At 68.9% G+C, this 22,980-nt stretch carries 23 protein-coding genes and 1 riboswitch; of the genes, 11 read left to right on the top strand and 12 right to left on the bottom strand.

Features of this window, described 5'->3' with window-relative positions:
• The first annotated feature begins 17 nt into the window (after nucleotides 1-17).
• Both ACWDSI_RS00510 and ACWDSI_RS00505 read left to right on the top strand, forming a co-directional pair.
• Nucleotides 18-1,163, top strand: a complete 1,146-nt coding sequence (locus ACWDSI_RS00510; RefSeq protein WP_449755318.1) for an acyl-CoA dehydrogenase family protein — start codon at nucleotides 18-20, stop codon at nucleotides 1,161-1,163.
• Nucleotides 1,164-1,227: 64 nt separating this feature from the next.
• Complete coding sequence (locus ACWDSI_RS00505) at nucleotides 1,228-1,911, top strand: TetR/AcrR family transcriptional regulator (RefSeq protein WP_449745720.1); 684 nt, start codon at nucleotides 1,228-1,230, stop codon at nucleotides 1,909-1,911.
• On the opposite strand, the gene ACWDSI_RS00500 is transcribed toward ACWDSI_RS00505, so the two are convergent.
• From ACWDSI_RS00500 to ACWDSI_RS00490, 3 genes are read right to left on the bottom strand one after another with little or no spacing between them, the layout of a single operon-like run.
• On the bottom strand, nucleotides 1,899-4,313 hold the full coding sequence (locus ACWDSI_RS00500) for an outer membrane protein assembly factor BamB family protein (RefSeq protein WP_449755317.1): 2,415 nt from the start codon (nucleotides 4,311-4,313) through the stop codon (nucleotides 1,899-1,901). The genes ACWDSI_RS00505 and ACWDSI_RS00500 overlap by 13 nt on opposite strands.
• Nucleotides 4,314-4,362: 49 nt before the next feature.
• A complete protein-coding gene (locus tag ACWDSI_RS00495) occupies nucleotides 4,363-4,935 on the bottom strand; it encodes a phosphatase PAP2 family protein (protein WP_449745722.1) in 573 nt (190 codons plus the stop codon).
• Nucleotides 4,936-4,954: 19 nt separating this feature from the next.
• Nucleotides 4,955-6,097, bottom strand: a complete 1,143-nt coding sequence (locus ACWDSI_RS00490; protein WP_449755316.1) for an acyl-CoA dehydrogenase family protein — start codon at nucleotides 6,095-6,097, stop codon at nucleotides 4,955-4,957.
• A 97-nt stretch (nucleotides 6,098-6,194) separates the two neighbouring features.
• Here ACWDSI_RS00490 and ACWDSI_RS00485 point away from each other — a divergent pair, with 97 nt between their 5' ends.
• A complete protein-coding gene (locus tag ACWDSI_RS00485; protein WP_449755315.1) occupies nucleotides 6,195-6,785 on the top strand; it encodes a TetR/AcrR family transcriptional regulator in 591 nt (196 codons plus the stop codon).
• A 108-nt stretch (nucleotides 6,786-6,893) separates the two neighbouring features.
• Here the strand turns inward: ACWDSI_RS00485 and ACWDSI_RS00480 are convergent, their stop codons facing one another.
• Genes ACWDSI_RS00480 through ACWDSI_RS00470 form a run of 3 tightly spaced genes read right to left on the bottom strand, consistent with a single transcriptional unit; the run spans nucleotide 6,894 to nucleotide 10,598 of the window.
• A complete protein-coding gene (locus ACWDSI_RS00480) occupies nucleotides 6,894-7,232 on the bottom strand; it encodes a hypothetical protein (protein ID WP_449755314.1) in 339 nt (112 codons plus the stop codon).
• Nucleotides 7,205-9,811, bottom strand: a complete 2,607-nt coding sequence (locus ACWDSI_RS00475; protein ID WP_449755313.1) for a sacsin N-terminal ATP-binding-like domain-containing protein — start codon at nucleotides 9,809-9,811, stop codon at nucleotides 7,205-7,207. The genes ACWDSI_RS00480 and ACWDSI_RS00475 overlap by 28 nt, the downstream gene beginning before the upstream one ends.
• A 4-nt stretch (nucleotides 9,812-9,815) precedes the next feature.
• Nucleotides 9,816-10,598: a DUF3027 domain-containing protein gene (locus tag ACWDSI_RS00470; protein ID WP_449755312.1), complete on the bottom strand. Its 783-nt coding sequence runs from the start codon at nucleotides 10,596-10,598 to the stop codon at nucleotides 9,816-9,818.
• Nucleotides 10,599-10,692: 94 nt separating this feature from the next.
• Here ACWDSI_RS00470 and ACWDSI_RS00465 point away from each other — a divergent pair, with 94 nt between their 5' ends.
• The gene (locus ACWDSI_RS00465; protein WP_449755311.1) at nucleotides 10,693-12,744 is read left to right on the top strand and encodes an MFS transporter; all 2,052 of its coding nucleotides are present in this window, start codon (nucleotides 10,693-10,695) and stop codon (nucleotides 12,742-12,744) included.
• 3 nt (nucleotides 12,745-12,747) lie between these two features.
• A complete protein-coding gene (locus ACWDSI_RS00460) occupies nucleotides 12,748-13,299 on the top strand; it encodes a DUF2771 family protein (RefSeq protein ID WP_449755310.1) in 552 nt (183 codons plus the stop codon).
• A 58-nt stretch (nucleotides 13,300-13,357) separates the two neighbouring features.
• On the opposite strand, the gene ACWDSI_RS00455 is transcribed toward ACWDSI_RS00460, so the two are convergent.
• Entirely contained in the window at nucleotides 13,358-13,771 is a 414-nt protein-coding gene (locus tag ACWDSI_RS00455) for a cold-shock protein (protein ID WP_449745930.1), read from the bottom strand.
• Nucleotides 13,772-13,972: 201 nt separating this feature from the next.
• Between ACWDSI_RS00455 and ACWDSI_RS00450 the strand changes: the two genes are divergently transcribed.
• The 5 genes from ACWDSI_RS00450 to ACWDSI_RS00430 all read left to right on the top strand — a co-directional run bounded on the left by ACWDSI_RS00450 (nucleotide 13,973) and on the right by ACWDSI_RS00430 (nucleotide 17,130).
• Nucleotides 13,973-14,182, top strand: a complete 210-nt coding sequence (locus ACWDSI_RS00450; RefSeq protein WP_449745729.1) for a hypothetical protein — start codon at nucleotides 13,973-13,975, stop codon at nucleotides 14,180-14,182.
• Nucleotides 14,179-14,715: a flavin reductase family protein gene (locus ACWDSI_RS00445; RefSeq protein ID WP_449745730.1), complete on the top strand. Its 537-nt coding sequence runs from the start codon at nucleotides 14,179-14,181 to the stop codon at nucleotides 14,713-14,715. The genes ACWDSI_RS00450 and ACWDSI_RS00445 overlap by 4 nt, the downstream gene beginning before the upstream one ends.
• On the top strand, nucleotides 14,712-15,782 hold the full coding sequence (gene moaA / locus ACWDSI_RS00440) for a GTP 3',8-cyclase MoaA (protein WP_449755309.1): 1,071 nt from the start codon (nucleotides 14,712-14,714) through the stop codon (nucleotides 15,780-15,782). The genes ACWDSI_RS00445 and moaA overlap by 4 nt, the downstream gene beginning before the upstream one ends.
• 7 nt (nucleotides 15,783-15,789) lie before the next feature.
• Nucleotides 15,790-16,038: a MoaD/ThiS family protein gene (locus ACWDSI_RS00435; RefSeq protein WP_449745732.1), complete on the top strand. Its 249-nt coding sequence runs from the start codon at nucleotides 15,790-15,792 to the stop codon at nucleotides 16,036-16,038.
• A gap of 258 nt (nucleotides 16,039-16,296) precedes the next feature.
• Nucleotides 16,297-16,469, top strand: a riboswitch (cyclic di-AMP (ydaO/yuaA leader).
• Nucleotides 16,470-16,476: 7 nt separating this feature from the next.
• Complete coding sequence (locus ACWDSI_RS00430) at nucleotides 16,477-17,130, top strand: transglycosylase family protein (RefSeq protein ID WP_449755308.1); 654 nt, start codon at nucleotides 16,477-16,479, stop codon at nucleotides 17,128-17,130.
• Between the two features lie 137 nt (nucleotides 17,131-17,267).
• Here the strand turns inward: ACWDSI_RS00430 and ACWDSI_RS00425 are convergent, their stop codons facing one another.
• The 4 genes from ACWDSI_RS00425 to ACWDSI_RS00410 are packed head-to-tail and all read right to left on the bottom strand — an operon-like array spanning nucleotide 17,268 to nucleotide 18,913.
• A complete protein-coding gene (locus ACWDSI_RS00425) occupies nucleotides 17,268-17,723 on the bottom strand; it encodes a molybdenum cofactor biosynthesis protein MoaE (RefSeq protein WP_449755307.1) in 456 nt (151 codons plus the stop codon).
• A 25-nt stretch (nucleotides 17,724-17,748) separates the two neighbouring features.
• Nucleotides 17,749-18,231, bottom strand: a complete 483-nt coding sequence (locus tag ACWDSI_RS00420) for a MogA/MoaB family molybdenum cofactor biosynthesis protein (protein ID WP_449755306.1) — start codon at nucleotides 18,229-18,231, stop codon at nucleotides 17,749-17,751.
• Entirely contained in the window at nucleotides 18,228-18,725 is a 498-nt protein-coding gene (gene moaC, locus ACWDSI_RS00415) for a cyclic pyranopterin monophosphate synthase MoaC (RefSeq protein ID WP_449755686.1), read from the bottom strand. The genes ACWDSI_RS00420 and moaC overlap by 4 nt, the downstream gene beginning before the upstream one ends.
• Nucleotides 18,722-18,913: a hypothetical protein gene (locus ACWDSI_RS00410; protein WP_449755305.1), complete on the bottom strand. Its 192-nt coding sequence runs from the start codon at nucleotides 18,911-18,913 to the stop codon at nucleotides 18,722-18,724. Before ACWDSI_RS00410 ends, moaC begins: the two co-directional genes overlap by 4 nt.
• A gap of 129 nt (nucleotides 18,914-19,042) precedes the next feature.
• On the opposite strand from ACWDSI_RS00410, the gene ACWDSI_RS00405 reads away from it, so the two are divergent.
• Complete coding sequence (locus ACWDSI_RS00405) at nucleotides 19,043-21,379, top strand: helicase-associated domain-containing protein (protein WP_449755304.1); 2,337 nt, start codon at nucleotides 19,043-19,045, stop codon at nucleotides 21,377-21,379.
• A gap of 33 nt (nucleotides 21,380-21,412) precedes the next feature.
• On the opposite strand, the gene ACWDSI_RS00400 is transcribed toward ACWDSI_RS00405, so the two are convergent.
• Nucleotides 21,413-22,891, bottom strand: a complete 1,479-nt coding sequence (locus ACWDSI_RS00400; RefSeq protein WP_449755303.1) for an MFS transporter — start codon at nucleotides 22,889-22,891, stop codon at nucleotides 21,413-21,415.
• Nucleotides 22,892-22,980: the final 89 nt, after the last annotated feature.

The raw sequence follows: 22,980 nt of genomic DNA, 5'->3' as shown, positions 1-22,980 counted from the left end.
CAGCGACAAGAGGAACAATGAGCTCACTCACACACGACATCGAACACCGTCAATTCCGCGACACCGCAGCACGTTTCGTCGCCGAGCAGATCACGCCCACGCACGAGGCGTGGGAGGAGTCCGGTCAGTGGGACCGCACCCTGTTCACCGAGGCCGGCAAGAACGGACTCCTCGGGTTCGAGGTGGCCGAGGATTTCGGCGGTCCCGGCGTCGACGACTTCCGGTACAACGCGATCCTCATCGACGAGATCGCACGCACCGGCGCGGCGGCCGAGGCGATCGCCTTCTCTCTGCAGAACGACGTGGTGCTCCCGTATCTCACCGAACTGACCACCGACGAACAGAAGGCCCGCTGGTTGCCGGGCGTGGTGGCTGGCGAAACGGTGCTCGGTATCGCGATGACCGAACCGGGCGCGGGCAGCGACCTGACCGGCATCCGGACGTCGGCGGTCCGCGACGGCGACCACTACGTGGTCAACGGCTCCAAGACGTTCATCTCCAACGGCCGCAACGGCGACCTCTTCGTGGTGGCCACCCGCACCGGCCCCGACAAGCACAAGGGTCTGACCCTGCTCGTCGTCGAGGCGGACACGCCCGGATTTCATCGCGGTCGCAAGCTGGACAAGATCGGGCTGCACGCCCAGGACACCAGCGAACTGTCCTTCGAGAACATGCGGGTTCCGGTGACCAACCGCCTCGGTGAGGAGGGGCAGGGTTTCTACCAACTCGTGCGCAACCTGCCGCAGGAACGGCTGTCGCTGTCGATCGGCGCGGTGGCCGCGGCCGAGGGCGTGCTCACTGCCACCCTGGAGTACGTCAGGGAACGCACCGCCTTCGGCTCACCCATCTCGTCGTTCCAGAACACCCGGTTCGTACTCGCCGAGGTGGCCACCGAACTCGACATCGCCCGAACCTTTCTCGACGACTGCATCGCCGAACACGTCCGGGGCGAGCTGACCGCGGCGCGTGCGGCCCGGTTGAAGTGGTGGACCACCGAACTGCAGGTCCGCACCGCCGACCGGTGCCTGCAACTGCACGGCGGATACGGGTACATGCGCGAATATCCGGTGTCACGCGCGTTCATCGACGCGCGGATTCAGACCATCTACGGCGGCACCACCGAAATCATGAAGACGATCGTCGCCAAGGATCTCGGCATCTGACCCACTACAGTTGACCCACAACAGCGGTGAACGACGGTTCACCGGGCAGCTTTCAGGAGGAACAGTGGCGAAAACGGCGGCGGCGCGATCGACGTCGGATCTCGCGGTCGAGGACGCGGTGCGCGCGGTCCGCGTCTCCTCGCGGCGCCGACAACTGCTCGACGCGGCGGTCGCGGTGATGGAACGCACCGGCTTCCACCAGATGTCGATGCAGGCGCTCGCCGAGGAGGCACAGGTCAGCGTGGGCCTGTTCTACAAGTACTTCGGCTCCAAGGAAGACATCCTGCTCGCCGCCATCGTCGACATCCTGGAAACCTTTCGCGACCAACTGCAGCCCGCGATGGACCTCGCCGGCGACGATCCGGTGGAACAACTTATCGCGGGTTTCCGCCAGTACGCGCAGATCGTCGACGAGAACCGCGACGCTGTGGTGCTGACCTACCGGGAGAGCCGCACCCTCGACTCCGCGGGACGCGACCGCATCAAACAACTCGAGGTGGAGACGTCGGCACCGATGCGCGACGCGATCACCGCCGGCATCGCCGATGGCGTGATGCAGGCCGACGTCGACGCCGACCTCGTCGTTTTCGACCTGATGATGCTCGCGCACGGCTGGGCGCTCAAACACTGGCACTTCGCAGGGGACCGCTCGCTCGCCCAGTACGTCGACGCCCAGCTCCGGTTTGCGTTGCCCGCCATCGTGGTGCCCGACAAGCTCAACCACTACCTGGCAGATCACCGGCGATAGACCGTCGACCCGTCCGGCGGCGCGGTGGTGCTGATCAGTTTGGCGAAGCAGTGGTCACCGTCGAATCCCTGTGCGGCACACCAGCTGTTCGCTTCGGCGGGTCCGGGGAACGTGGCGGCGGCCACCGTGACCCACCAACCCTTCTCGCTGAACACACTCCACTCGTCGCTCCACAGCAGCCGGACATCGTTGAATCTCAGTCGCAGGCGCAGGAATTCGTCGAGGATCGCGGCGTCATCCCACGTTCTGCCGTCGGCGACGAGTCCCGGTCGTTTCGAACTGAGCTGGGCCACCCAATGATTGTTCAGGTTGGCGAGAATGAAGGCACGGTCGGCGTCGGCCTGTTGCCGGAGAGCATCGCCGGTGGTCGCGGCGAGATCGGTACCGGGAGGTAACGCTGCGCGCGCGGCGACTTGTGCCGGGGCGGGGCTGCCGGGCGCCGGGCTGGGCAGCCGGTCTGTTCCGGTCTGCGGCCCTGGATCGCACTCCACAACATAGGTGTGCCCGGTCGACGCGGTGCCGCCAGTCTGCGTCCCCAGCGTGTCGGGCAGCCGGAAGAAGCTGCCGGGCGGATAGGTGAGGTCCATGGTGATGGACCCGCCGTCACCCGACGACGGCTCCGGGATCGCCGCGGGTGTGCGGGAGAAGTCGAACACACCGGCTGCCACCAGGTGCCCGGCGTCGCTGATGGAGATGCTCGTTTGCGGCCCGGACAGCACATCGCCATGTGGACACTTGGCGGTCACCTTCATCGTCACCACCAGGCCGCCGGTCGACGTACGGAACTGCTGCGGAGTGAAGATGGGCGGCGTACCGCAGCGGGTCACATACGAATCGCCACCCTTGGTGCCGCCCGACGACGCGGTCGGTGCTCCGGGAACGGTGGCCGGGCCGCCGGTGGGCGTCAGTCCCGTGATGGCGGCTCCCGACGCGGCGACGAGGTTGCCGCCGGAAGCGACGACTTGGGGCGGCAATAATGAGGTGGATCCGTCCAGCCCCGTATTGCCGATGTCGCCGGCGGCGAGTGCCCATGCCGGAGTGCCGGTGCGCAGGTCGAGCGCGGTCACGCCACCGTCGCCGGTGCCGACGACGAACCTCGTGCCGTCGGTGGTCCCGCTGCCGCTGTATCCGGAGTTCACCGGGGCGGTCCACAACTGTCTGCCGGTGGCGGTGTCGGCCGCGACCACACGGTCGTTGAGGCGCACCACCGTCTGCGTCTGGTCCACCACGCTCAGCGACGCACCACCCTCGGAGCCGAGTGGGGTCGCCGTCCATGTCGAGGAACCGGTTGTCGCCGACACGAGTCGGCCGCCGACCAGTACGAGTTGGCTCTGGTCGGGACTCGCGATCTCCGGCGCGGAGACTTCCCGCCCGGCGATCTCGGTGGTGGACCCGTCGGGGTGGACAACGGTGACCGGCCCGTACGTGGGTCCACCGACGCCGTCCGGATCTCCGACGACCACCGCGATCGAGCCGTCGGGCAACCGTTCCAGAGTTGCCGAGCCGGGCCTGTTGAGGATCTCGTGGCCGTCACGGGCAGAGATCACCACCACGTTGCCGCCGCCACTGGCATACAGTGCCGGGGTCGCGGTCACCGCGGAGGAATCACCGGCGGGCATGCCGTCGGGAAGGGTGAACCGCTTGGTCCATTCGACGCCCTTGGGTGTCAGCTTGGTGATACTCAGGCTGCCGTCGGTGAATGACCGCAAGAACGCCGCATCACCGTTGTAGGCAACTGCGTAACTCCCCGAGGACGCCGGCACGTTCGCCAGCGCGTGGCCGTCGGTGGTGTCGACAAAGGTCACCGAAGTGTCGTCGTAACAGGCGATGCGATGGTCGACGATCGTGTCGGCACATCCCTTGAACTGTTTCTGCGCCCTCCAGGTGTTGCCGTTGTGCGCGTCAATGCCGACCAGCTGGTGGCCACCGGTGCCACCTGCACCCATCTGGCCCACCATGGTGAGGATCATGGCGTCGTCACGGACCGTTCCTGCGCTGAGGTACTGATTTCGCGAGGGATCGACGGAGATGAAGCGGTCGCCGCCGAACTGCGTCGCCGACACCTTCCACCCGGCAGTCGGGGCCGTCGGAAACGCCCCGCTCAGCTGCCCGGCGAGCAGCTTGCCCGCCGAGGACTCGTCGGACGAACGATGCGTCCACCACACTCCCGCCACCGCGACGATCGCGATCACCAGCAGCACCGCCACGGCACCGAGAATCCACGGAACGATCCCGCGCCGGCGCGGAGGCCCGGATGATGGCGATGGGGAGGAAAGCGCGGGTCCGTAACCGGGCATCTCCCCCCGCTGCATCGGAATCCCCGCCATCGTCGGCTGATATGCGGGATCGCCGGGGCGGGGACTGTATTGCCAGCCCCCGGAGGGCGGACCGGGGTTCACCATCGCTCAATTACATCCGACGCGCAGCGGCGTCAGATGTCACCCGAACGGATCAATTGTCGACCGAACGAGTCGACGATCGGGGCCACCACCGGGCCGGCACCGCGGCGCACAGCGCCACGAAAAGCGCACCCAACACCCACCCGGCGATCACGTCGGTCATCCAGTGCACCCCGAGGTAGATACGCGTGAGTCCGACGAACACCGAGAGCACCGGCGCCAGGGCGAGCCACCACGGATGCTCGCGTACCCCGTCGACGAGCCGATAGGCCACCACCGCCAGCAAGCCGAACACGACCATCGTCATCATCGCGTGCCCGGAGGGAAACGAGTAGGTCTCGATGTGCAGCAGACGGTCGTCGCGCGGCGGTCGGGCCCGCGCGACAAGGTGTTTGAGCGCCACCATGAGGCCGTAGCCGACGAGCGACCCCACCACGAGGAACACCGACTCCACACGGTGGCGCCGGATACCGAGGGCCACCGCGACCACAGCCACCACAACGGCCAGGGTCACCGTGTTGCCCAACAGCGTGCCGACATGCGCCAGGGTGGTCCACGGCTCGGCGCGGTGGTCCACCACCCAGTCGGTGACGGCACGGTCTGCCCCGACGATAGGGACGATCATCGCCTGCTGCACACGTCGACTATCGCGCGGCCAGGGCCCGGCTGATCACCAGACGCTGAATCTGGTTGGTGCCCTCGAAGATCTGCGTGATCTTGGCCTCCCGCATGAAGCGCTCCACCCGGTAGTCACGTGTGTACCCGTACCCGCCGAACACCTGCACGGCGTCGGTGGTGACCTTCATCGCGGCGTCGGTGGCGACGAGTTTCGTGGTGGCCGCCGCGCGCGAGTACGGACGACCGGCGTCGCGGCGCCGGGCGGCGTCGAGGTAGGTGGCCCGCGCCGAGTCGACGGCGGCGGCCATGTCGGCGAGCAGAAAACCGAGGCCCTGATGGTCGATGATCTTGCGGCCGAACGTGGTTCGTTGCTGCGCGTAGTCCACCGCGGCGTCGAGTGCCGCCTGTGCCAGACCGGTGGCCACGGCGGCGATGCCGAGTCGGCCGGAATCGAGTGCGGAGAAGGCGATTTGGAGACCTTGGCCTTCGTCGCCGAGTCGGCGCTTCGCGTCGACGAACGCGTCGTCGTAGGTCGCCGACGTGGTGGGCACGGCGGCGAGCCCCATCTTCTCCTCGGGCTTGCCGAAGCTCAGGCCTGGCGTGTCGCGGGCCACCAGGAAACACGAGATACCCTTCGAGCCGTCACCCGACCGTGCGAACAGGTTGTAGACGTCGGCGATGCCCCCGTGCGTGATCCAGGCCTTGGCACCGTTGACCGAATAGCCGCCCTCGACTGGTGACGCCTTGCACTTGAGGGCGGCGGCGTCGGAGCCGGCCTGCGGCTCGGACAAACTGTACGCGCCGATCAGCTTGCCCTCCAGCAGGTCTGGAAGCCATTGCTGCTTCTGCTCTTCGGTGCCGAAGGAGAACAGCGGATGACAGGCGAGTCCGTGCACACTGGTCGCCACCGCGACCGACGCCCAGCGGGCGCCGAGTTCTTCGAGCACCTGCAGATAGACCTCGTACGGCTGTCCGCCGCCTCCCCATTCCTCCGGATACGGCAGACCGAGCAGTCCGGCCTCACCCATCTCCGCGAACAGTCCGTCGGGATAGCGCTCGGCCTTCTCGTACTCGTCGACGATCGGCAGGAACCGCTTGTCGGCGAAGTCCCTGGCCAGAGCAATGAGATCGTGCGCCTCATCGGTGGGCAGCAATCGGTCGACGGGCATGACGTTCCTCCGAACGAGTAACTTCCTTGGTACTGGAGTATGCCAAATAGTACTATCACCGGTGTTCGTGCACCAGAGACAACCCGGGATGTGGCCCATGAGCAGCGGATTCGCCACGCAACGCCAAAGCGACCTCTTCGACGAGCTTCTGGCGCTGATACTGGCCGAAGGTTTCGCCCATCTCGGCATCGCCGACCTCGCCGCGCGCCTGCACTGCTCCAAATCGACGCTGTACACGCTCGCCGACAGCAAGGAACAACTCGTCACCAGGACGGTGACCCATTTCTTCCGCACCGCCACCGAGCGGGTGGAAGCGCAGGTGTCCAGGGCCGACGATGCCCGCGATGCCGTACTCACCTACCTCACCGCGGTCGGCGACGCGCTCACCCCCGCCTCCGAGCAGTTCATGACCGACCTTCACGCGTTCACCCCGACCCGTGAGCTCTACGCCCAGAACACCGCGGCTGCCGCACGGCGGGTGCGTGAACTGATCGTCGCCGGCGTGGCCGCGGGCGAATTCCGCGACGTGGACGCCGCATTCGCCGGGGATCTGGCCGCCACGATGATGAGCCGAATCCAACGGCGCGAGGTCGCCGCGACCACCGGGCTCGACGACGCGCACGCCTACCGGCAGCTCGCGTCGATCCTCATGCACGGGATCGACGCGGAGCAGAACTGCGGTGCCTGACCCGCGAGTTCTCGGTGATTTGCCAGCGCCGCAGCGCTTCCCGCGGCCCGTCTCGGTTCCCGCGAGTGGTCGACGGACCGCGGGAGCAGAGAGGGTCCGCGGGAAGGGTCAGAGCGTGTGGCCGACGGCCGTCCCGCGGCGGCGCAGATGCGTGATGCCCCGGTCGTCGACCCACCAGTCGACGGGGACGGTGCGTTCGTCGCCGCCGTGCCGGACCCGCACGGTCAGCGTGTCGTGCAACCGCACCTCGCCGCGCCGCGGACGCCGTCCGGTGAGCACCCCGAGCAGCACCGCCTCGGTCACCGATCCCGTGGCCGCGGACCCCTCGCCGTCCACCTCGGCTGCGGCTGCCTCGGAAGCGATCGGCACGTCGAGGATCTCGGCGAGCAGTTCGGCGTCCGCATGCTCCGCCGCGCCCATCACCACCATCTCGCCGGGGTCGAACACTGCACCCACCACGGTTCGTCGATCACGACGGCGGCCTCCGACGTGCCACCCGACACGACGCGAATCCGTTCGGGGACAGCGAGATCCGCAGGCTCGAACACGCCGCGTCGTGCGGTCGCGACGATCACCGCATAGACCTCTGCGGCGGTTCCGGCGCTCACCGTCCGCTGCGGGTCGCCGAGGTTGCGGAGGAGATCGTCGGCGTCGGCCGCCGATTCGACCGCCGAGCCGCCGAGTGCGTGGCGCAACGCATCAGCGTGCGGATGGTCGAGGACGTCGCGGACGCCGTCGAACGCGGTGTCGGCCGGGGCGCGATACCAGCCGAGCCGATGGCCGTCGATCCACGCGTGCTGACGCAACCACCAGCAGGTGTATCCGTCGCGCCGTGCGAGCAGTGGCGCCAGCGCCTCGTCGGTGGCGAGCAGCGTGAGCGCATCGGCCCAGCGATCCTCGTCGACGAGATCCAGATCACGCACCGCGGCAAGGGTTTCGGGTGGCTCGGGGCGTTCGTCCCACCACTGCTCCTCGTCGGGCAGGTCGTGGTCGGGGGCGGTGGGCAGGTCGTCGGTGACGGTCATGAAGCCCCACCCCACGCCGATCCGGCGCAGCGCGTCGGCCCCGGCCTCCTCGATCAGATCGTCGGAGACGAGGCCGAAAGGATGGTCGTCGACCAGGACCGAGAGCAGTGGGCTGTTCGGCAGGAGCAGTTCGTCGGCCGGTCGCCAACCGCCGTCCGCGTCGGGAATGGGTAAGCCGCGCAACCAGTCCGGCACAATCGCATGCGGGTCTGCGCGCACCGCACCCAGGATCTCGTCGACGAGCGCACGCATGTCCGAGCCGGCGGTCTCGGAGTCATCGGGATCGACGTCGATGCTGTCGAGACTCTCGTCGAGCGACGACACCATCTCGCGAAGGCCCGGGTCGGCCAGTGCGTCGGTCACCTCGATGCGCTGCAACCCGAGTCGGTCGAGCAGCGGATGATCGGCGTCGGGATCGACGGTCGGCAGCCACCGGAGCGGCATGGGCGTGGCGATGCTCACCAAACCCCGTGCGCCCACCGACATCCGACCGTCGGCGCGTGGCACGGGCAGTGCGGAGAGTTCCTCGGCCTCACGCGCGGTGGGCACGAGCGGGCCGAGCGCTGCGTAGAGTCGGTGCCACCAGCGTGCGGGGCGATCGACCCCGATGAGGCGCTCGGCCACCTGCGCAAGCGACAGCGGGGTGACCCCGACCCGTTCGAGAGCCGGAAGATGTTGCGGTGCAGAAATATCAGGGTGTACCAGGTCGGCGAACGCGTCACTGAGAATTTCGGCGAGTTCGGTGCCCAGACCGGCGACGCACACGGCGCGCACGGGCACCAGATCACCGCCATCGGCGCCCGGTAACCACACCGAGTCACGCAGTTGCTCGAGGATTGCCTCGGTCAGTCGCGCGTCGTCGGCGTTGCGGACTCGTTGCGGCGACGGGATGAGGAATACCCGGTCGCCCGGTTCCACGATCTGCATCAGCTCGACGTAACCCGAAGCGGCGTCGGTGATGTCGGCACTCGGATGCAAGTGCCGGCGATCGGGGGTCAACGGCAGCGTCGTGATGACACGGCACGGCAGTCCCAGTTCAATGTCGGTGGCGGTGGGCGCGTAGAGCACATCCGGGCCGGACGGGGCGATGTGGTGGGGCCGCAGGTCGCCGAGCATGCGCGCAGCTCCGTCGGACTCGTCGGCCTCGGCCACCAGCCAACGGGTGGTGCCGTCGGACACCTCGCGCCATGACCGCACGGTGCGCGCGGAACCCTGCGGGGAGGTCTCGCGAACCACGAGCCGCCGGGCGGTGACGCGACGGTCGTTGCGCGGCAACGTAATCGGTTCCTGCTCCACCGTGAACAGCCGTGCGGCCGCACCGTCGCCTACCGTGATCCCGTCGAGCGCATCGAGCGCCACCAGCAGATCGGGCACCTGCGTGCTGATCGTCTCGAGAAGCGCATCGGCATCGACATCGGGGCGGAGGTGCAGCACGACCTCGGTGGCGAAACCCTCCACCGGGCCGGCGTCGACGGGCCATGCCAGCCGCAGCAACGCCGCCCCACCGGTCCGATCCCGCTCGATTCCGGCGGCGCGCACGGCGTCCTCGGTCGCGGCGAGATCGAACCGGATCGATCCACTCGTCGAACGGATCTCCACCCCGTCGGCGACCGTGGCCGTCGACGTGAATCCGACACCGAAGCGGCCGATCTGGTCGCGCGCGGGCTTCTTTGCCGAGACACGCAGCGCGACAAGCGATCTGACTCCTTCAGGGGTCAGTGGTTCACCCGTGTTGGCGACGTGGAGGTCGCGTTCGTCGAGCCAGACGGCCATCCGCCCACCCGATCCGGGGTCGGCCGCCGCGGCGGCGTCGGCCGCGTTCGCCGCGAGTTCGGTGAACATGCGGTCGCGATACCCGATGGTGGTGAGGTCCGCCTCGGCGGTGTGGTCCTCACGCAAACGGGTGGGCGAGGACGCCCACGCGCGCAGGGTGGACTCGCGAAGGGCGCGCGTACCGAAGGGGTCGTGGGATCGGCCGTCATCGGCCGGCCCGGGTGTCACGCGCTCAGGAGGGTGCGACGATCTCGAGAACGCCGTCGTCGTAGGCCTCGTAGATCGGCGAACTGTCGCTCTTGGGCGCTTCGACGTCGGAATGTGCACCGCACCCGTATTCGGCGGACACCACCCGCGCGTCGGCGGCATATTCGTTGGCGCACGCACCGAAGGCCGCGCGCAACGACCCCGACAACGGGATGTAGAAGCCGCAACTGTCGCAACAGAACGGCGCGGCCTGGGCCATCTCCGATCCCGGTCCGAAATCACCGTCGTACCAGCGTTGCGCCGCCTCGTCGCGGCCTTCACGGCTCAACACACGCTTGCGGCCGAGTCCGAGTTCACCGCCGGCCTGCGCGATGTCGTCGGGGTCGGTCTCCTCCGACTCGGTACGGAACTCGTCACCGGTGTCGATCTGATTCGGCACCAGGCGCACGTCGTCGGGGTCGGTGGCCAGCACGTCCCCCGGTGCCAGGTCGCCGCCGGCCACCCGGTCGGCCCACGGGATCCAGTCGGGGGCGAGCAGTGCGCCCTGCCCTGGGAGCAACGCCGTCTCGCTGACGGTGACGTGGTCGGCATCGGGTGAACCGGCGACCACCGCGCACCACTGCCAGCCTCGGTAACCGACGAGGTCGGCGTCGAAGTAGTGGGCGACGGCCCACTCGCCCTCGGGAACAGCCGCGCGATGTGCGCCGGGCTGCGCTCCGTCGGCCACCAGAGCCGCCCGGGCCACCTCGGCCGCGTCGATCAACGCCTGGTTTCCGGTTGCTGCACTCACCCCACCAGTGTGCCGCATCACCGCCCCGCGCCCCTACCCCACCCGGCGCCTTCGATGAGGAACAATCGATGAGGTGATCCGATGGAGGCGGGGAAACGGGGACACCGACCGCATGCATTCGCCCACCGGCGACTCCGGGGACGCCTCCACGCGCCCGGCAGACGCCGGATACGCGCATGACGTGGGGCCGGGGCACACCGACGACCGCACCCGGCGCCGGGCGGCCGCGCATCCCGGCACGGCCAACTATCCGCCCGGTGATTCCCATTCCGGTCGCCGGAGCCATCCGGCGCGGGGCGCGGCCGGTGATGCCTATCTACCGCCGCCGACCCGTAACCCGCACCTGCCGCCGCTCGACGACCAGACCGAGACCATCGGTGCGGGTAGCACGCGGGCGATGCCGTCGGAACCCGAGACCGATCGGCATGCGACGCAAGCGGGTGGTCCGAAGAAGATCACGGTGATGCGCGTGGCCGCGATGCGCAGCAGACAGCTCACCGGGCGCGGCGTGGACATGATCTATTCGGCGGCCACCGCCGACGGCGCCGACAAATCGGGACTCACCGCGCTGACGCTTCCGGTGATCGTGAACTTCGCGGTCGACGCCGCGATGGCCGTCGCGTTGGCCAACACGTTGTTCTTCGCGGCGGCCACCGGCGAATCGAAGACGAACGTGGCGCTCTACCTGGCGCTCACGATCGCACCGTTCGCGCTGATCGCACCGCTGATCGGCCCGCTGCTCGACCGGCTGCAGCACGGCCGGCGCATCGCCATGGCCACCACCTTCGGCCTGCGGACCGTCCTGGCGCTGCTGATCATGAGCAATGCCAGCTGGAATTCGGTGACCGGCCAACTCCAGTACGACCCGTGGGTGCTCTATCCCTGCGCGCTGGGTCTGCTGGTGTTGTCGAAGTCGTTCGGCGTGCTCAAGTCGGCGGTCACGCCACGGGTGGTGCCGCCGAGCATCGATCTGCCGCGGGTGAATTCACGGCTGACCACCTTCGGCCTGATCGGCGGCACCATCGTCGGCGGTGCGGTGGCCGCGCTGTTCGAATTGCTGCTGGGCAAGGTGTTGCCGATCCACATTCCCGGCGCACTCGCGTGGCTTGCGGTGATCTCGGCTGTCGGCGCGTACCTCTGCCTGCGGATTCCGTCCTGGGTGGAGGTCACCGAAGGTGAGGTGCCGACCACGATCAGTTACCACGGTCCCGTCGACACGCCCCCTGCGCCGGTGCCGGGAGAGCCTGCCACCGACGGCCGCGGCGCGAAGGCCGCCGCACGTGCCCGCCTCGGCGCACGGGCGATCGCCCAGACCATCCGGCAGCCGTTGGGCCGAACCGTGGTGGCCGGACTCTGGGGCAACGGGACCATCCGGATTCTCACCGGGTTCCTGACGCTCTACATCGCGTTCTACGCCAAGGCGCAAGACGCGACCCACAACAGCTGGATGCAGCTGGCGCTTCTCGGCCTCGTGGGTGCGGCGGCGGGCGTGGGCAACATGATCGGCAACGGCGTGGGTACCCGACTCGAACTGTCGAATCCGCCGCGGATCGTCGTGTGGGCGACTGCCGCGTGCTTCGTGGTGGCGGTGCTGACCGCCATTTTCGGCAACATCCTGGTGGCCGCTGTTGCAGCGCTGGTGGCCTCGGGCACCAGCGCCATCGGCAAGGTATGCCTGGACTCGTCGATCCAGGACGACCTGCCCGAGCGGTCCCGGGCGTCGGCGTTCGGGCGGTCGGAGACGGTGCTGCAGCTGTGCTGGGTATTCGGCGCATCGCTGGGGGTGTTGCTGCCGACGACGCTGTGGATCGGGTTCACCGTGGTCGCCGTCTTCCTGTGCCTCGGACTGGTCCAGACCGTGCTGACCACCCGCGGATCGTCGCTGATCCCCGGAATGGGAGGTCGGCGTCCCGACCATGCCGCCCCGACGGTGGCGTTCTCCGCGGCTGCGACCACCCCGTTCACCCACCCGACGCAGCGTTCGTCGACCCGGCCGGGCGCCGACGCCGCGTCACCGCACACGCCCGCGACCGCACCCACCCGGCCGCAGCCGACGCACCGCGACCCCAGACGGCACCATCACCTCGGTCCGCACCGCCCGCCGGAATCATCGAACCCGCCGGGACCACCCCATCGGCCGCCGAACACCACAAGCCATCATTAGACCGTGCAACTGCGAAGCGGGGAGAAGAAGGCCATCGCCATCATCGTGGTGGTGGCGGTGCTGTTCGTGGCGGTGGTCGGCGGCACGGTGGCCGCGCTGACCGTCGGCAGACATCACGACGAGGGCCCCTACCTCCAACTCGCGGTCGGTGACCGCCTGGTGCGGGTCGAACCGTCCATCCGCTGCGACGTGTTCGGCAACAACTGCGAGCCGAAAGACTTGTCGCAGGCCACTTTCGGCCACGTCCCGGTGCCCGTCGGAGAATCCGTGCTGATGTCGGTTTCCGCCGACATCGCACGACAGCCGTGGACACTGGTCACGCAGTACGCCGACGCTCGCGGTGTGATCACCGACCCCGATCCCGAACCCGTGTACAAGAAGAGCGGCGCCACCTACACCGTGACCCTGCCCTCCACCCACGACCATGTGCTGGTCAAGATCGAGGTCAAGGTCATCTCGGCGCAGACCACGGCGACGGCGCTACCGTTCCGGGCGGTTTTCGCTGTGGACACCACACCGGAGGGCTTCGAACTCGTAGGGCCTCCGGTGGCGTGAGTCGTGCTGCCGCAGTCCGCTGGCGTGAGACGGGCAGCCCGGTGAGCGGCCCGAACGTTCAGCGATCGAGTTCGCGGGTCACCGCGCGCACAACCTCGGAGATCCGCTGCGCGGTCTTACGATCCGGGTAACGACCCTGACGCAGGTCCGGCTGGACCTTGCCCTCGAGCAGCGTGATGAGGTCGGCGACCATCCCGTGCAATTCGTCGGGGGTGTGCCGCTTGGCATCCTTGCGGGCGGCCTCACGAACGTTCTTCGCGACGCTCGGCGCCGGTTCGAGCACGGTGACGGTCAGCGCCTGCGGACCCCGGCGTCCCGCGGCGATACCGAACTCCACGCGCTGGCCGGGCTTGAGTGACTCGACACCCTCGGGCAGCGCAGACGATCGGACGTAGACGTCCTCACCGCTCTCCTGGGAGAGGAACCCGAAGCCCTTCTCCGCGTCGTACCACTTCACCTTGCCGGTCGGCACCGTGCTCACCTTCATCTTCGTCGGACCATCACAACAAAAAGACGCCCACCCATGACTGCACCAAACGAGCCAGGAAGCAATGAGCAAGGCGTCCGCTGTTGACCATTCTAGCCAACCGCCATTCGAGCGGTCACCGGCATTACCCCCGTCGCGGGCGACGACACCGCGCACCCACCCGGACGGGTCATCTACCGTGGACATATGCGCAAGAATTCGTCCACGCGTCTGCTGCAGGTCGCCGGACTCGTGTTCGTGATCGGCCTCGTCGCCCTGATCGCGCTTTTCGTCACGCCGATCGTCGCCCACGGCGCGACGGCACCCACATTCGTGTACCTGCTGACGATGTGCGCACCGCTGGGATTCCTGCTCGGCATCGTGTTCGCGCTGCGATCGGGCCGGCGGGCGAGGTGACGTCTCGCCACGTCGAACTGGCCCCGGTCTCCGATGCCGGCGCGCTACGCCGCGCCTACAGCTGTTTTCCGACCGGGGTGGTCGCCGTGTGCTGCCGTTCCGACCACACCGCCGAGCCGATCGGCATGGCGGCCAGCGCATTCACCACCGTCTCGCTCGATCCGCCGCTGGTTTCGGTATGCGTGCAGAATTCGTCGTCCACATGGCCGCGACTGCGCGATGCACCGGCCATCGGCGTCAGCGTCTTCGCCCATCATCAGGGCGCACTGTGCCGCCAGCTCGCCGGGCCCGCCGATCACCGGTTCGATGCCATCGAGCCCTACGGCACCGATGCGGGCGCCCTGTTCATCCCGGACGCCAGCGCACATCTGTCCTGCCACCTGCGTGGTGAGGTCCCCGCGGGTGACCACACCGTCGTCCTACTCGAGATCGATGCATTGCGCAGCGACCCCGACGTCGAGCCGCTGGTGTTTCACGCGAGCACCTTCCGCGCTCTCGAAGCACGCCCCGCGGCTCCTGCGGAGGCGCGATGACCGTCGTCGCACTGGGACTGCCCACGCTGCCGCGCGACACCGCCGATGTGCCCGCGTCCGGGCCGCTGCTCGACACCTACGGACGCGTGGCCACCGACCTGCGCGTCTCGGTGACCGACCGGTGCAATCTGCGCTGCACCTACTGCATGCCCGCCGACGGCCTGGACTGGCTGCCCGGCGCCGACCTGTTGACGACAGACGAGTTCATCCGGGTGATCACCGTGGCCGTGCGCGACCTCGGCGTACGACGCATCCGGTTCACCGGCGGTGAACCGCTGCTGCGGCGCGACCTGGAGGACGTGATCGCCGGCGTTGCCGCGTTGCCCCGGCGTCCCGAGATCGCGCTCACCACCAATGGCCTCGGTCTGGCTCACCGGGCACCCGGATTGGTCGCCGCCGGACTCGATCGCATCAACGTCTCGCTCGACACCGTCGACCGCGCCCGTTTCGCCGAGATCACCCGGCGCGACCGCCTGCACGACGTCGTCGACGGCCTCGCCGTGGCGCGTGCCTGCGGACTCGCGCCCATCAAGATCAACGCCGTATTGCCCGCCCGCGCCGATCTGCAGCGGTTGCCGCAGTTGCTGCGGTTCTGCCTCGAGAACGGCTATCAACTGCGGGTGATCGAACAGATGCCGCTCGACGCCGATCACCGCTGGGACCGCTCGGCGCTGGTCACCGCCGACGAGATCCTCGCGGTGCTGCGAGAAGCATTCGACCTCGCCGACGACACGCGGGCGCGCGGCAGCGCCCCGGCCGACACCTGGATCGTCCGCGGTCATACCGATCCGGCCGGCGACCCGGCCCGGGTGGGGGTCATCGCCTCGGTCACCCGACCGTTCTGCGGCGACTGCGACCGCACCCGACTCACCGCCGACGGGGCGCTGCGCAACTGCCTGTTCGCCGACACCGAGACGTCGCTGATGGACGCTCTGCGCGGCGGTGGGGACGACGGTGAGATCGCCCGTCTGTGGCGCGCCGACGTCTGGCGCAAGAAGGCAGGGCACGCGGTGAACTCGCGCGACTTCCGGCAGCCCGACCGCCCGATGTCGGCGATCGGTGGTTGAGGCGCCGATGGTTCTCACCGTGCGTTACTTCGCCGCCGCGCGGGCGGCGGCAGGCACCGACGGCGTCGTGCTCGATGTCGACGACACCGTGACCCTGGGCGAACTCGAGACCCTGCTCGGCGAGCGGCATCCCCGACTCGCCCCGGTCCTGGCCCGCTGCTCGTATCTGCGTGACGCGGCTGCCTTCTGCGACCGCGACCGGCGGCTGGGCGCTTGTTCCACGCTGGACGTGTTGCCCCCGTTCGCCGGTGGTTGACATCACGTTTGCTGTGTGACCTTAATCACATAACAGGTCGATAACAGGACGGCCACAAACCGACCATCACGGGCGTGAGCAGCAAAGACGCCGACATTGGGTCGAAAGGCCCACTGTCGGCACGGAAATAGGGTTGCGCGAGGGCGTGATTCGGCGGGCGAGACGTCGTACCGTACTACTCGACCGCCTCCGGGAGGTCACAGGACAGCAAACAAGAACCCAGCATTTCGCCGATCGCGCCGAGCCTCGTTCCATCGGTGGAATGACAAGCAACATCTAGGAACGAGGACGGGGGACCCAACTCTCCCCCAGAGAACCGGGCATCGACACCGATGTCCTCGGGGTTAAGTCCACCGGCCGCACGGCCACGGACCGGGCACCTCTCGCCCGAACCCGACAGCTGACTTCGTAGGCGCGTGGAGAGAGGAAAGACAACTCATGGCCGGACGTCATCGCAAGCCGACGACCAACACGACCACCAAGACCTTCGCCAAGGTCGCCCTCACCGGCGCAGTCCTCGGCGGCGGCGCAGCCCTGATGGGCACCGGTTCCGCACACGCCGCATCCGACTCCGAATGGGATCAGGTCGCGCAGTGCGAGTCCGGTGGCAACTGGGCGATCAACACCGGCAACGGCTACCAGGGTGGACTGCAGTTCAGCCCGAGCACCTGGGCCGCCAACGGCGGCACCCAGTACGCCCCGTCGGCCGACCAGGCCACCAAGGAGCAGCAGATCGCGGTGGCCGAGAACGTGCTGGCCACGCAGGGCAAGGGCGCCTGGCCGGTGTGCGGCACCGGATTGTCCGGCTCCACCCCCCGCACCGCGCCCACCGACTCCCCGAAGACGCTGAAGGCCCCCGAGGCCCCGAAGCCGCCGAAGGTCGAGGAGCAGCCGCAGACGCCGCTGGAGAAGACCCCGGAGGCCAAGAACACCGGTGATGTGGAGAAGCAGGTCGACGGCGCGCTCGACGAGGCCAACGTCAGCCCCGAGGTCAAGAACCTGTGGAAGGCGGCCAAGGACAGCGGTTACGAGCTCACCCCGGACCAGCTGAAGCTCTACAACCAGAACAAGGGCCTGATCCCGCTCCCCTGAGCGGTGTCACCAACGCTCCGGCCGGCCTGACCCGGTCCCGGGCCCCAGACGAAGGGCCCCGCACGATGTTCATCCGTGCGGGGCCCTTTTCCAATTCTCTTGTCGGCTCCGGTGAGGGTGCTGCCGGGGACGCGTCGTCAGGCCGATCCCACCCACTCGTCGGTGCCGTCGGCGAAGTACTGGTGCTTCCATACCGGTAGGCGCGCCTTGACCTCGTCGACGAGCCGCATGCACAGTCCGAACGCCTCGCCGCGGTGATCGGCCGCCACGGCGACGACGAAGGCGATGTCGCCCACCTGCAGGTCGCCGACCCGGTGCGACACCGCGACGGCCCGCACGCCTGCGACGCCGTCGATCACCTCGGCCACCACCTCCGCCAGTACCGCGGGCGCCGTCGGATGCGACGAATAGGACAGCATCGTGACCGCGGCCTCGTGCCCCCCGTCGTGATTGCGCACCGCGCCCGCGAACCCGACGATCGCGCCCGCGCTGCCGCCGGACGCACGCGTCACCAGCGCTTCGTGGGTGGCCAGATCGATCGGGTGCGGCGACAGATGGGCGCCCGCGATGACGGCATCGGAGTCCGAGCTCATACCGACCGGTCTACCGGAAACCACGTCAGTGGTCCCCGCCACGGATCTGGTCGAGCGCGTGGTCGAGGACGCCGTCGAGCACCGTGAGCCCGTCGCGGACCCCGCCGGTGGAGCCGGGCAGGTTGATCACCAGCGTCGTGCCGGCCACCCCGGCGATTCCCCGGGAGAGGACAGCGGTGGGCACCTGTGGCAGCCCCGCGCCGCGGATCGCGTCGGCGAGTCCGGGGATCTCGACGTCGAGCACCGCACGGGTCTGCTCCGGGGTCCGGTCGGTCGGTGCGAGCCCGGTGCCGCCGGTGGTGATCACCACGTCGTCGCCCGCGTAGACCCCGGCGCGGATCGCGGCGCCCACCGGCTCGCCGTCGGCGACAACATCGACCTCGTCAACCGAGAACCCGTGCGCCACAAGCCATTCGGCGATAACCGGCCCGCTGCGGTCGACGTAGACGCCCCTGCTGGCCCGGGTCGAGGCCACCACCACCCGCGCCACCCGTGGCCGATCGGTCATGCCTGCTCGCCGATCTCGTCGTCGCGATGCCATGGACCCGAACGGCCGCCGCTTTTCTCCAGCAGGCGGACGTCGTCGAGCCGGCCGGTGCGGTCGACGGCTTTGGTCATGTCGTGCAGGGTGAGGCCGGCGACGGCCACGGCGGTGAGCGCCTCCATCTCGACGCCGGTGGGGCCTGCCGTTTCCACCGCGACGGTGATGTCGATGTGCCCGTCGCCCACGACGAAGTCGACGTCGACCGCGCTGAGCGCGAGCTGATGGCAGAGCGGGATGAGCGAATCCGTGCGCTTTGCGGCCATGATGCCGGCGATGCGCGCGGTGGCGAGCACGTCACCCTTGGGCAGCGCCGCATCGCGCAGCAGGTCGATCACCTGTGTCGAGGTGTGAAAGGTGCCGGCGGCCACGGCTCGGCGACGTGTGGTGGGCTTGTCGCCCACATCCACCATGCGGGCCCGGCCGGACCCGTCGAGGTGCGAGAAACCCGAACCGGTCAGCGGTTGACTTCCGTCTTCGGCTGCACGTAGGGAACCTTGTCGGCGGGCAGGGGGAACTCCACGTCGCCGAAGGGCGACAGTGCACCGGCAATGTCGGTAGCGAACTCCGACACCACGTGCTCGGGGACCGAACCGTCCTCGTCGCGGGGCCAACCGTTGTCGACGTAGTGCTCTTTCTTCTCAGCCACGCGAACATTGTGCCATGGGCGGGAGTCGAGCACCGTGTTTGGCGTCACCTGTCCTGTCGTCACCTTCGGTGGCGTGCACGCGGTCGGCGGCGCCCCGGATGCACACCCGGGACCACTAGACTTGATCGAATGAGTTCGGATGACCAGCCGCTCGGCCTGGCCGACGATCTGGCCGCCCGCTCCGACGACGCCCTGGCGGATCTGCTCGCGCAGCGACCCGATCTGGCGTCGCCACCCCCGCAGGGCACCGCGGTGCTGGCACAGCGCGCCCTCACCGCGGCGTCGATGACTCTGGCCGGCGAGGGACTCGACCTGCTGACTCTGGCCGTTGTCGAGCAGGTGATGGCGGTGGCCGGCGCAGCGGGTCGCGGGCCGCTGCCCGCGTCCACGACCGCGGCGGACATCGTCGACGCACTCTCGGATCGGGCCGACGCCGCCGAGATCACCGACCGCATCGAACTGCTGCTGGCCCGCGCGCTGCTCTGGGGCGAGCACGCGGCGCTGGTGTGGGGTGCGCACCTCGGGGCGACGCTCCCGTGGAAGGCGTTGCACCTGACCGGACCGCTGGCACACACCTCCCCGGCGGAGCTACGCGCCCTGATCGACAGCGTCGACGACCGGCAGCGCGAGTTGCTGACCACCCTGGCGGGCGGTCCGGCACTCGGACGCAGCCGCGACGCCGCGCCCGGCGCCGACCCCGACAGCCCGGTGGCCCGGCTGATCGCACGCGGCCTACTCGCCCGCATCGACGACCAGACCGTGGAGTTACCGCCCATGGTCGGTCGGCTGCTGCGCGAGGAACCCCCGTTGCGCACCGACGAGCTGTCGCGGCCCCCGTTGGTCGACGAGACCGTGTCGCGCCGGTTCTCCGCACGCGAGGTCGACGAGGCCGCGGGCGGCGAAGCCCTCGAGGCGATCCGGCACGCGACGTCGATCCTCGGGGCGTTGGCCGCCACTCCTGCCGCGGTGCTCCGCTCCGGTGCGCTCGGGGTGCGCGAGCTGCGGCGCCTGACCAAAGTGACCGGCCTGGATCAGAAGCGGCTGGCGTTCCTCATCGAGATCCTCGGACACGCACGGCTCATCGACATCGGCTTCCCCGAACCGCCGCCGCCCGGCGACCGCGGGGAACAGGCGTTCGCGCCGACGAACGCCGCCGACGCGTGGCTGCACTCCGCTCCGGAACGACAGTGGGCCACGCTGCTCGACGCCTGGCTCACCATGCCGCGCCGCGCCTGGCAGGTCGGCGAACCCGACCGCGACGGGAACGCGTATCCGGCGCTGTCGTCGGAACTCTACGACGCCACCGCCGCCGGCCAGCGCCACCTCGTGCTGGCCACCCTCGCCGGTTCGGCTCCCGCTGCGCCGTTCTCGATCGCCACCGTGAGCGCGCTGCTCGCATGGCTTCACCCGCATCAGATGCGTCGGCTCACCACCCACCTCATCGACGAGACACTCTCGGAGGCAAGGCATCTCGGGGTTGTGGCGCATCACTGCCTGACGTCGGTGGGCCGGCTCGCGTCCGAACACACCGAGGCCGAGGGCGACTCGGCGCTCGTCGCGGCGATGCGCAAGGCCCTGCCCGAGCCGGTGGATCATTTCCTCACCCAGGCCGATCTCACCCTGACGGTGCCCGGGCCCATGGCGGCCGATCTGGCCGAGCAGGTCGAATTGGTGGCCGACCTCGAGTCCGGTGGCGCGGCCTCGGTGTACCGGGTGTCGGAGTCGAGCGTGCGCCGGGCGCTCGACGCGGGGCGCACCAGCAGCGAACTGTTGACCCTGTTCACCACCCGTTCGCGCACCCCGGTGCCGCAGTCGCTGACCTATCTCGTCGAGGATGTCGCGCGGAGGCACGGGCAACTGCGGGTCGGTATCGCGTCGTCGTTCATCCGCTGCGAAGACCCCACCATGCTCGCCGCGGTCCTGCGCAGCGATGCGGCCGACCACCTCGCGCTGCGCGCCCTGGCACCCACCGTGGCGGTGTCGCCGTCGGAGGTCCGTGACGTGATCGACCGTCTGCGCGAGGCGGGTTTTGCCCCCGCCGGGGAGGATTCGTCGGGCGCCCTGGTGGATCTGCGCGACCGCGGGAGTCGGGTGAGTGCCGCGCGTGGTCGGCGACATCCGGTGCCGCGGCGGAGCGCACCGACCGCCGAACAGCTGCGATCGGTGGTGTCGCGCATGCGATCCCACGACCGCGCCACCCGCGCGGCACCCACCGCGGGCACTCGGTCCGCACCGGTCCGCGCGGTCGGCGGTGGCGAATCGGCCACCGCGCTGATCCAGTTGGCGCTGCGGGCGAATCGTCGACTGCGCATCGGATACGTCGACGCGCACGGTTCGGCCAGTCGGCATGTGGTGACCCCGCGGATCCTGGGTGCCGGGCAGTTGGTCGGCGTCGAGGACGGCGGCGACGACGAACAGCGCTTCACGCTGCATCGGATCACCAGCGTCGAGTTGCTCGACACCTGATCACGGTTCACCGGTGTCCACCGCTCCCGAGGTTCACACCGCGACAGCGGTGTCGACCTCGGCCTCGTGGGCACCGATCGGCCGCTTCACATTGATCAGGGACCCGGCGACCACCGCCACACCGGCGAGAATCGCCGCCGCAACGTAAAAGCCGACGCTCTGCCCGTGCACCATCGCCTCCGCCTGCAGCGCTTGTGCTTGCGCGGGACCGTGGACCGACGCCAGGTGCGCGGTCACGTACGAGGCCGCCGCGGTGGCGGCAATCGTGTTGAGCAGCGCGGTACCGATGGCACCGCCGACCTGCTGCGACGTGTTGACCATGGCCGACGCCACACCCGCATCACGTGGCTCGACGCCGTAGGTGGCCAGGTTCATCGACGTCATGAAGACGGTGCCCATTCCCATACCGAGCATGAACAACGCAGGGAAGATCACGCTCCAGTACCGCGTCGACTCCGCCGAGATCTGACTGAGCAGCAGCATGCCGCAGGCGGCGAGGAGCGCACCGGGGACGAGCAGGAACCGGGGCGGCACCCGGGTGATGAGCCGGACCGCGATCTGGGTCGACCCGACCAGCATGCCGCCGACCATCGGCAGGAATGCCACGCCGGCCATCAGTGGCGAATAGTGATGCACCACCTGCATGTACAGCGTCAGGAACAGGAACGAGCCGAACATCGCCACCACCGACAACGCGACGGTGAGGTAGGCGCCACCGCGGGCACGGTCGGCGACGACGCGCAGCGGCAGCAGCGGATGCGGGCTGCGCGCCTGCCACGCCACGAACGCCACCAGCAACACCACCGCCGCGATCAGACAGATGACGGTTCCCGTGTCGCCCCAGCCCTCCTCGGCCGCCCGGCTGAAGCCGTACACGACCAGCGCGAGTCCGGTGCCACCGAGGATCACCCCCGCGACGTCGAGTCCGGGTTGGTGGTCGTGCGCCCGGGGCGGCTCCTTGATCTCCACCATCGCACCGAACAACGCCACCACCGCGAACACGACGTTGATGTACATCGTCCAACGCCAATCGAGTACCTGCGTGAGGAATCCACCGAGCAGCAGGCCCACGGCGGCACCGCCGCCCGCGATCGCGCCGAAGATCCCGAACGCCCGCGCACGCTCTCTGGGTGCGGTGAACATGACGGTCAGCAGCGACAGCGCGGCGGGGGCCAACAGTGCCCCGAACGCTCCCTGCAGCGCGCGGGCACCGAACAGCATCCCCTGGTTCACCGCGGCTCCGCCGAGTGCCGACGCCACGGCGAAGCCCACCAACCCGACCATGAGCGCCCGACGACGACCCCACAGGTCGGCAATGCGGCCGCCGAAGAGCAGGAGACCGCCGAATGCCAGTGCGTAGGCGGTGATCACCCACTGCTGGTTGGCGGTACTGATCCCCAGGTCGACCTTGGCGTCGGGCAGCGCTATCTGGACGACGGTGCCGTCGAGTACCACCATCAACTGCGCGATACAGATGAAGACGAGTGCCTTCCAACGCCTGGGATCGGGCATGGTCGATAGGGGCGCCGCGGATGAACGTGCGGTGGGCGAAGACTCAGAAGTGGACATCTGCAGGTAGCTCGCTTGTCTCGGGTCCGATG

Source organism: Gordonia sp. NPDC003429, assembly GCF_053588575.1.
This window is presented reverse-complemented; position numbering and strand designations above follow the sequence as displayed.

Coding starts and splice junctions, on each gene's coding strand:
- ACWDSI_RS00510 (WP_449755318.1), top strand. CDS start 18: ATGAGCTCACTCACACACGACATCGAACACCGTCAATTCCGCGACACC.
- ACWDSI_RS00500 (WP_449755317.1), bottom strand. CDS start 4,313: ATGGTGAACCCCGGTCCGCCCTCCGGGGGCTGGCAATACAGTCCCCGC.
- ACWDSI_RS00495 (WP_449745722.1), bottom strand. CDS start 4,935: ATGATCGTCCCTATCGTCGGGGCAGACCGTGCCGTCACCGACTGGGTG.
- ACWDSI_RS00490 (WP_449755316.1), bottom strand. CDS start 6,097: ATGCCCGTCGACCGATTGCTGCCCACCGATGAGGCGCACGATCTCATT.
- ACWDSI_RS00485 (WP_449755315.1), top strand. CDS start 6,195: ATGAGCAGCGGATTCGCCACGCAACGCCAAAGCGACCTCTTCGACGAG.
- ACWDSI_RS00470 (WP_449755312.1), bottom strand. CDS start 10,598: ATGCGGCACACTGGTGGGGTGAGTGCAGCAACCGGAAACCAGGCGTTG.
- ACWDSI_RS00465 (WP_449755311.1), top strand. CDS start 10,693: ATGCATTCGCCCACCGGCGACTCCGGGGACGCCTCCACGCGCCCGGCA.
- ACWDSI_RS00450 (WP_449745729.1), top strand. CDS start 13,973: ATGCGCAAGAATTCGTCCACGCGTCTGCTGCAGGTCGCCGGACTCGTG.
- moaA (WP_449755309.1), top strand. CDS start 14,712: ATGACCGTCGTCGCACTGGGACTGCCCACGCTGCCGCGCGACACCGCC.
- ACWDSI_RS00435 (WP_449745732.1), top strand. CDS start 15,790: ATGGTTCTCACCGTGCGTTACTTCGCCGCCGCGCGGGCGGCGGCAGGC.
- ACWDSI_RS00430 (WP_449755308.1), top strand. CDS start 16,477: ATGGCCGGACGTCATCGCAAGCCGACGACCAACACGACCACCAAGACC.
- ACWDSI_RS00425 (WP_449755307.1), bottom strand. CDS start 17,723: ATGAGCTCGGACTCCGATGCCGTCATCGCGGGCGCCCATCTGTCGCCG.
- ACWDSI_RS00420 (WP_449755306.1), bottom strand. CDS start 18,231: ATGACCGATCGGCCACGGGTGGCGCGGGTGGTGGTGGCCTCGACCCGG.
- ACWDSI_RS00405 (WP_449755304.1), top strand. CDS start 19,043: ATGAGTTCGGATGACCAGCCGCTCGGCCTGGCCGACGATCTGGCCGCC.
- ACWDSI_RS00400 (WP_449755303.1), bottom strand. CDS start 22,891: ATGCCCGATCCCAGGCGTTGGAAGGCACTCGTCTTCATCTGTATCGCG.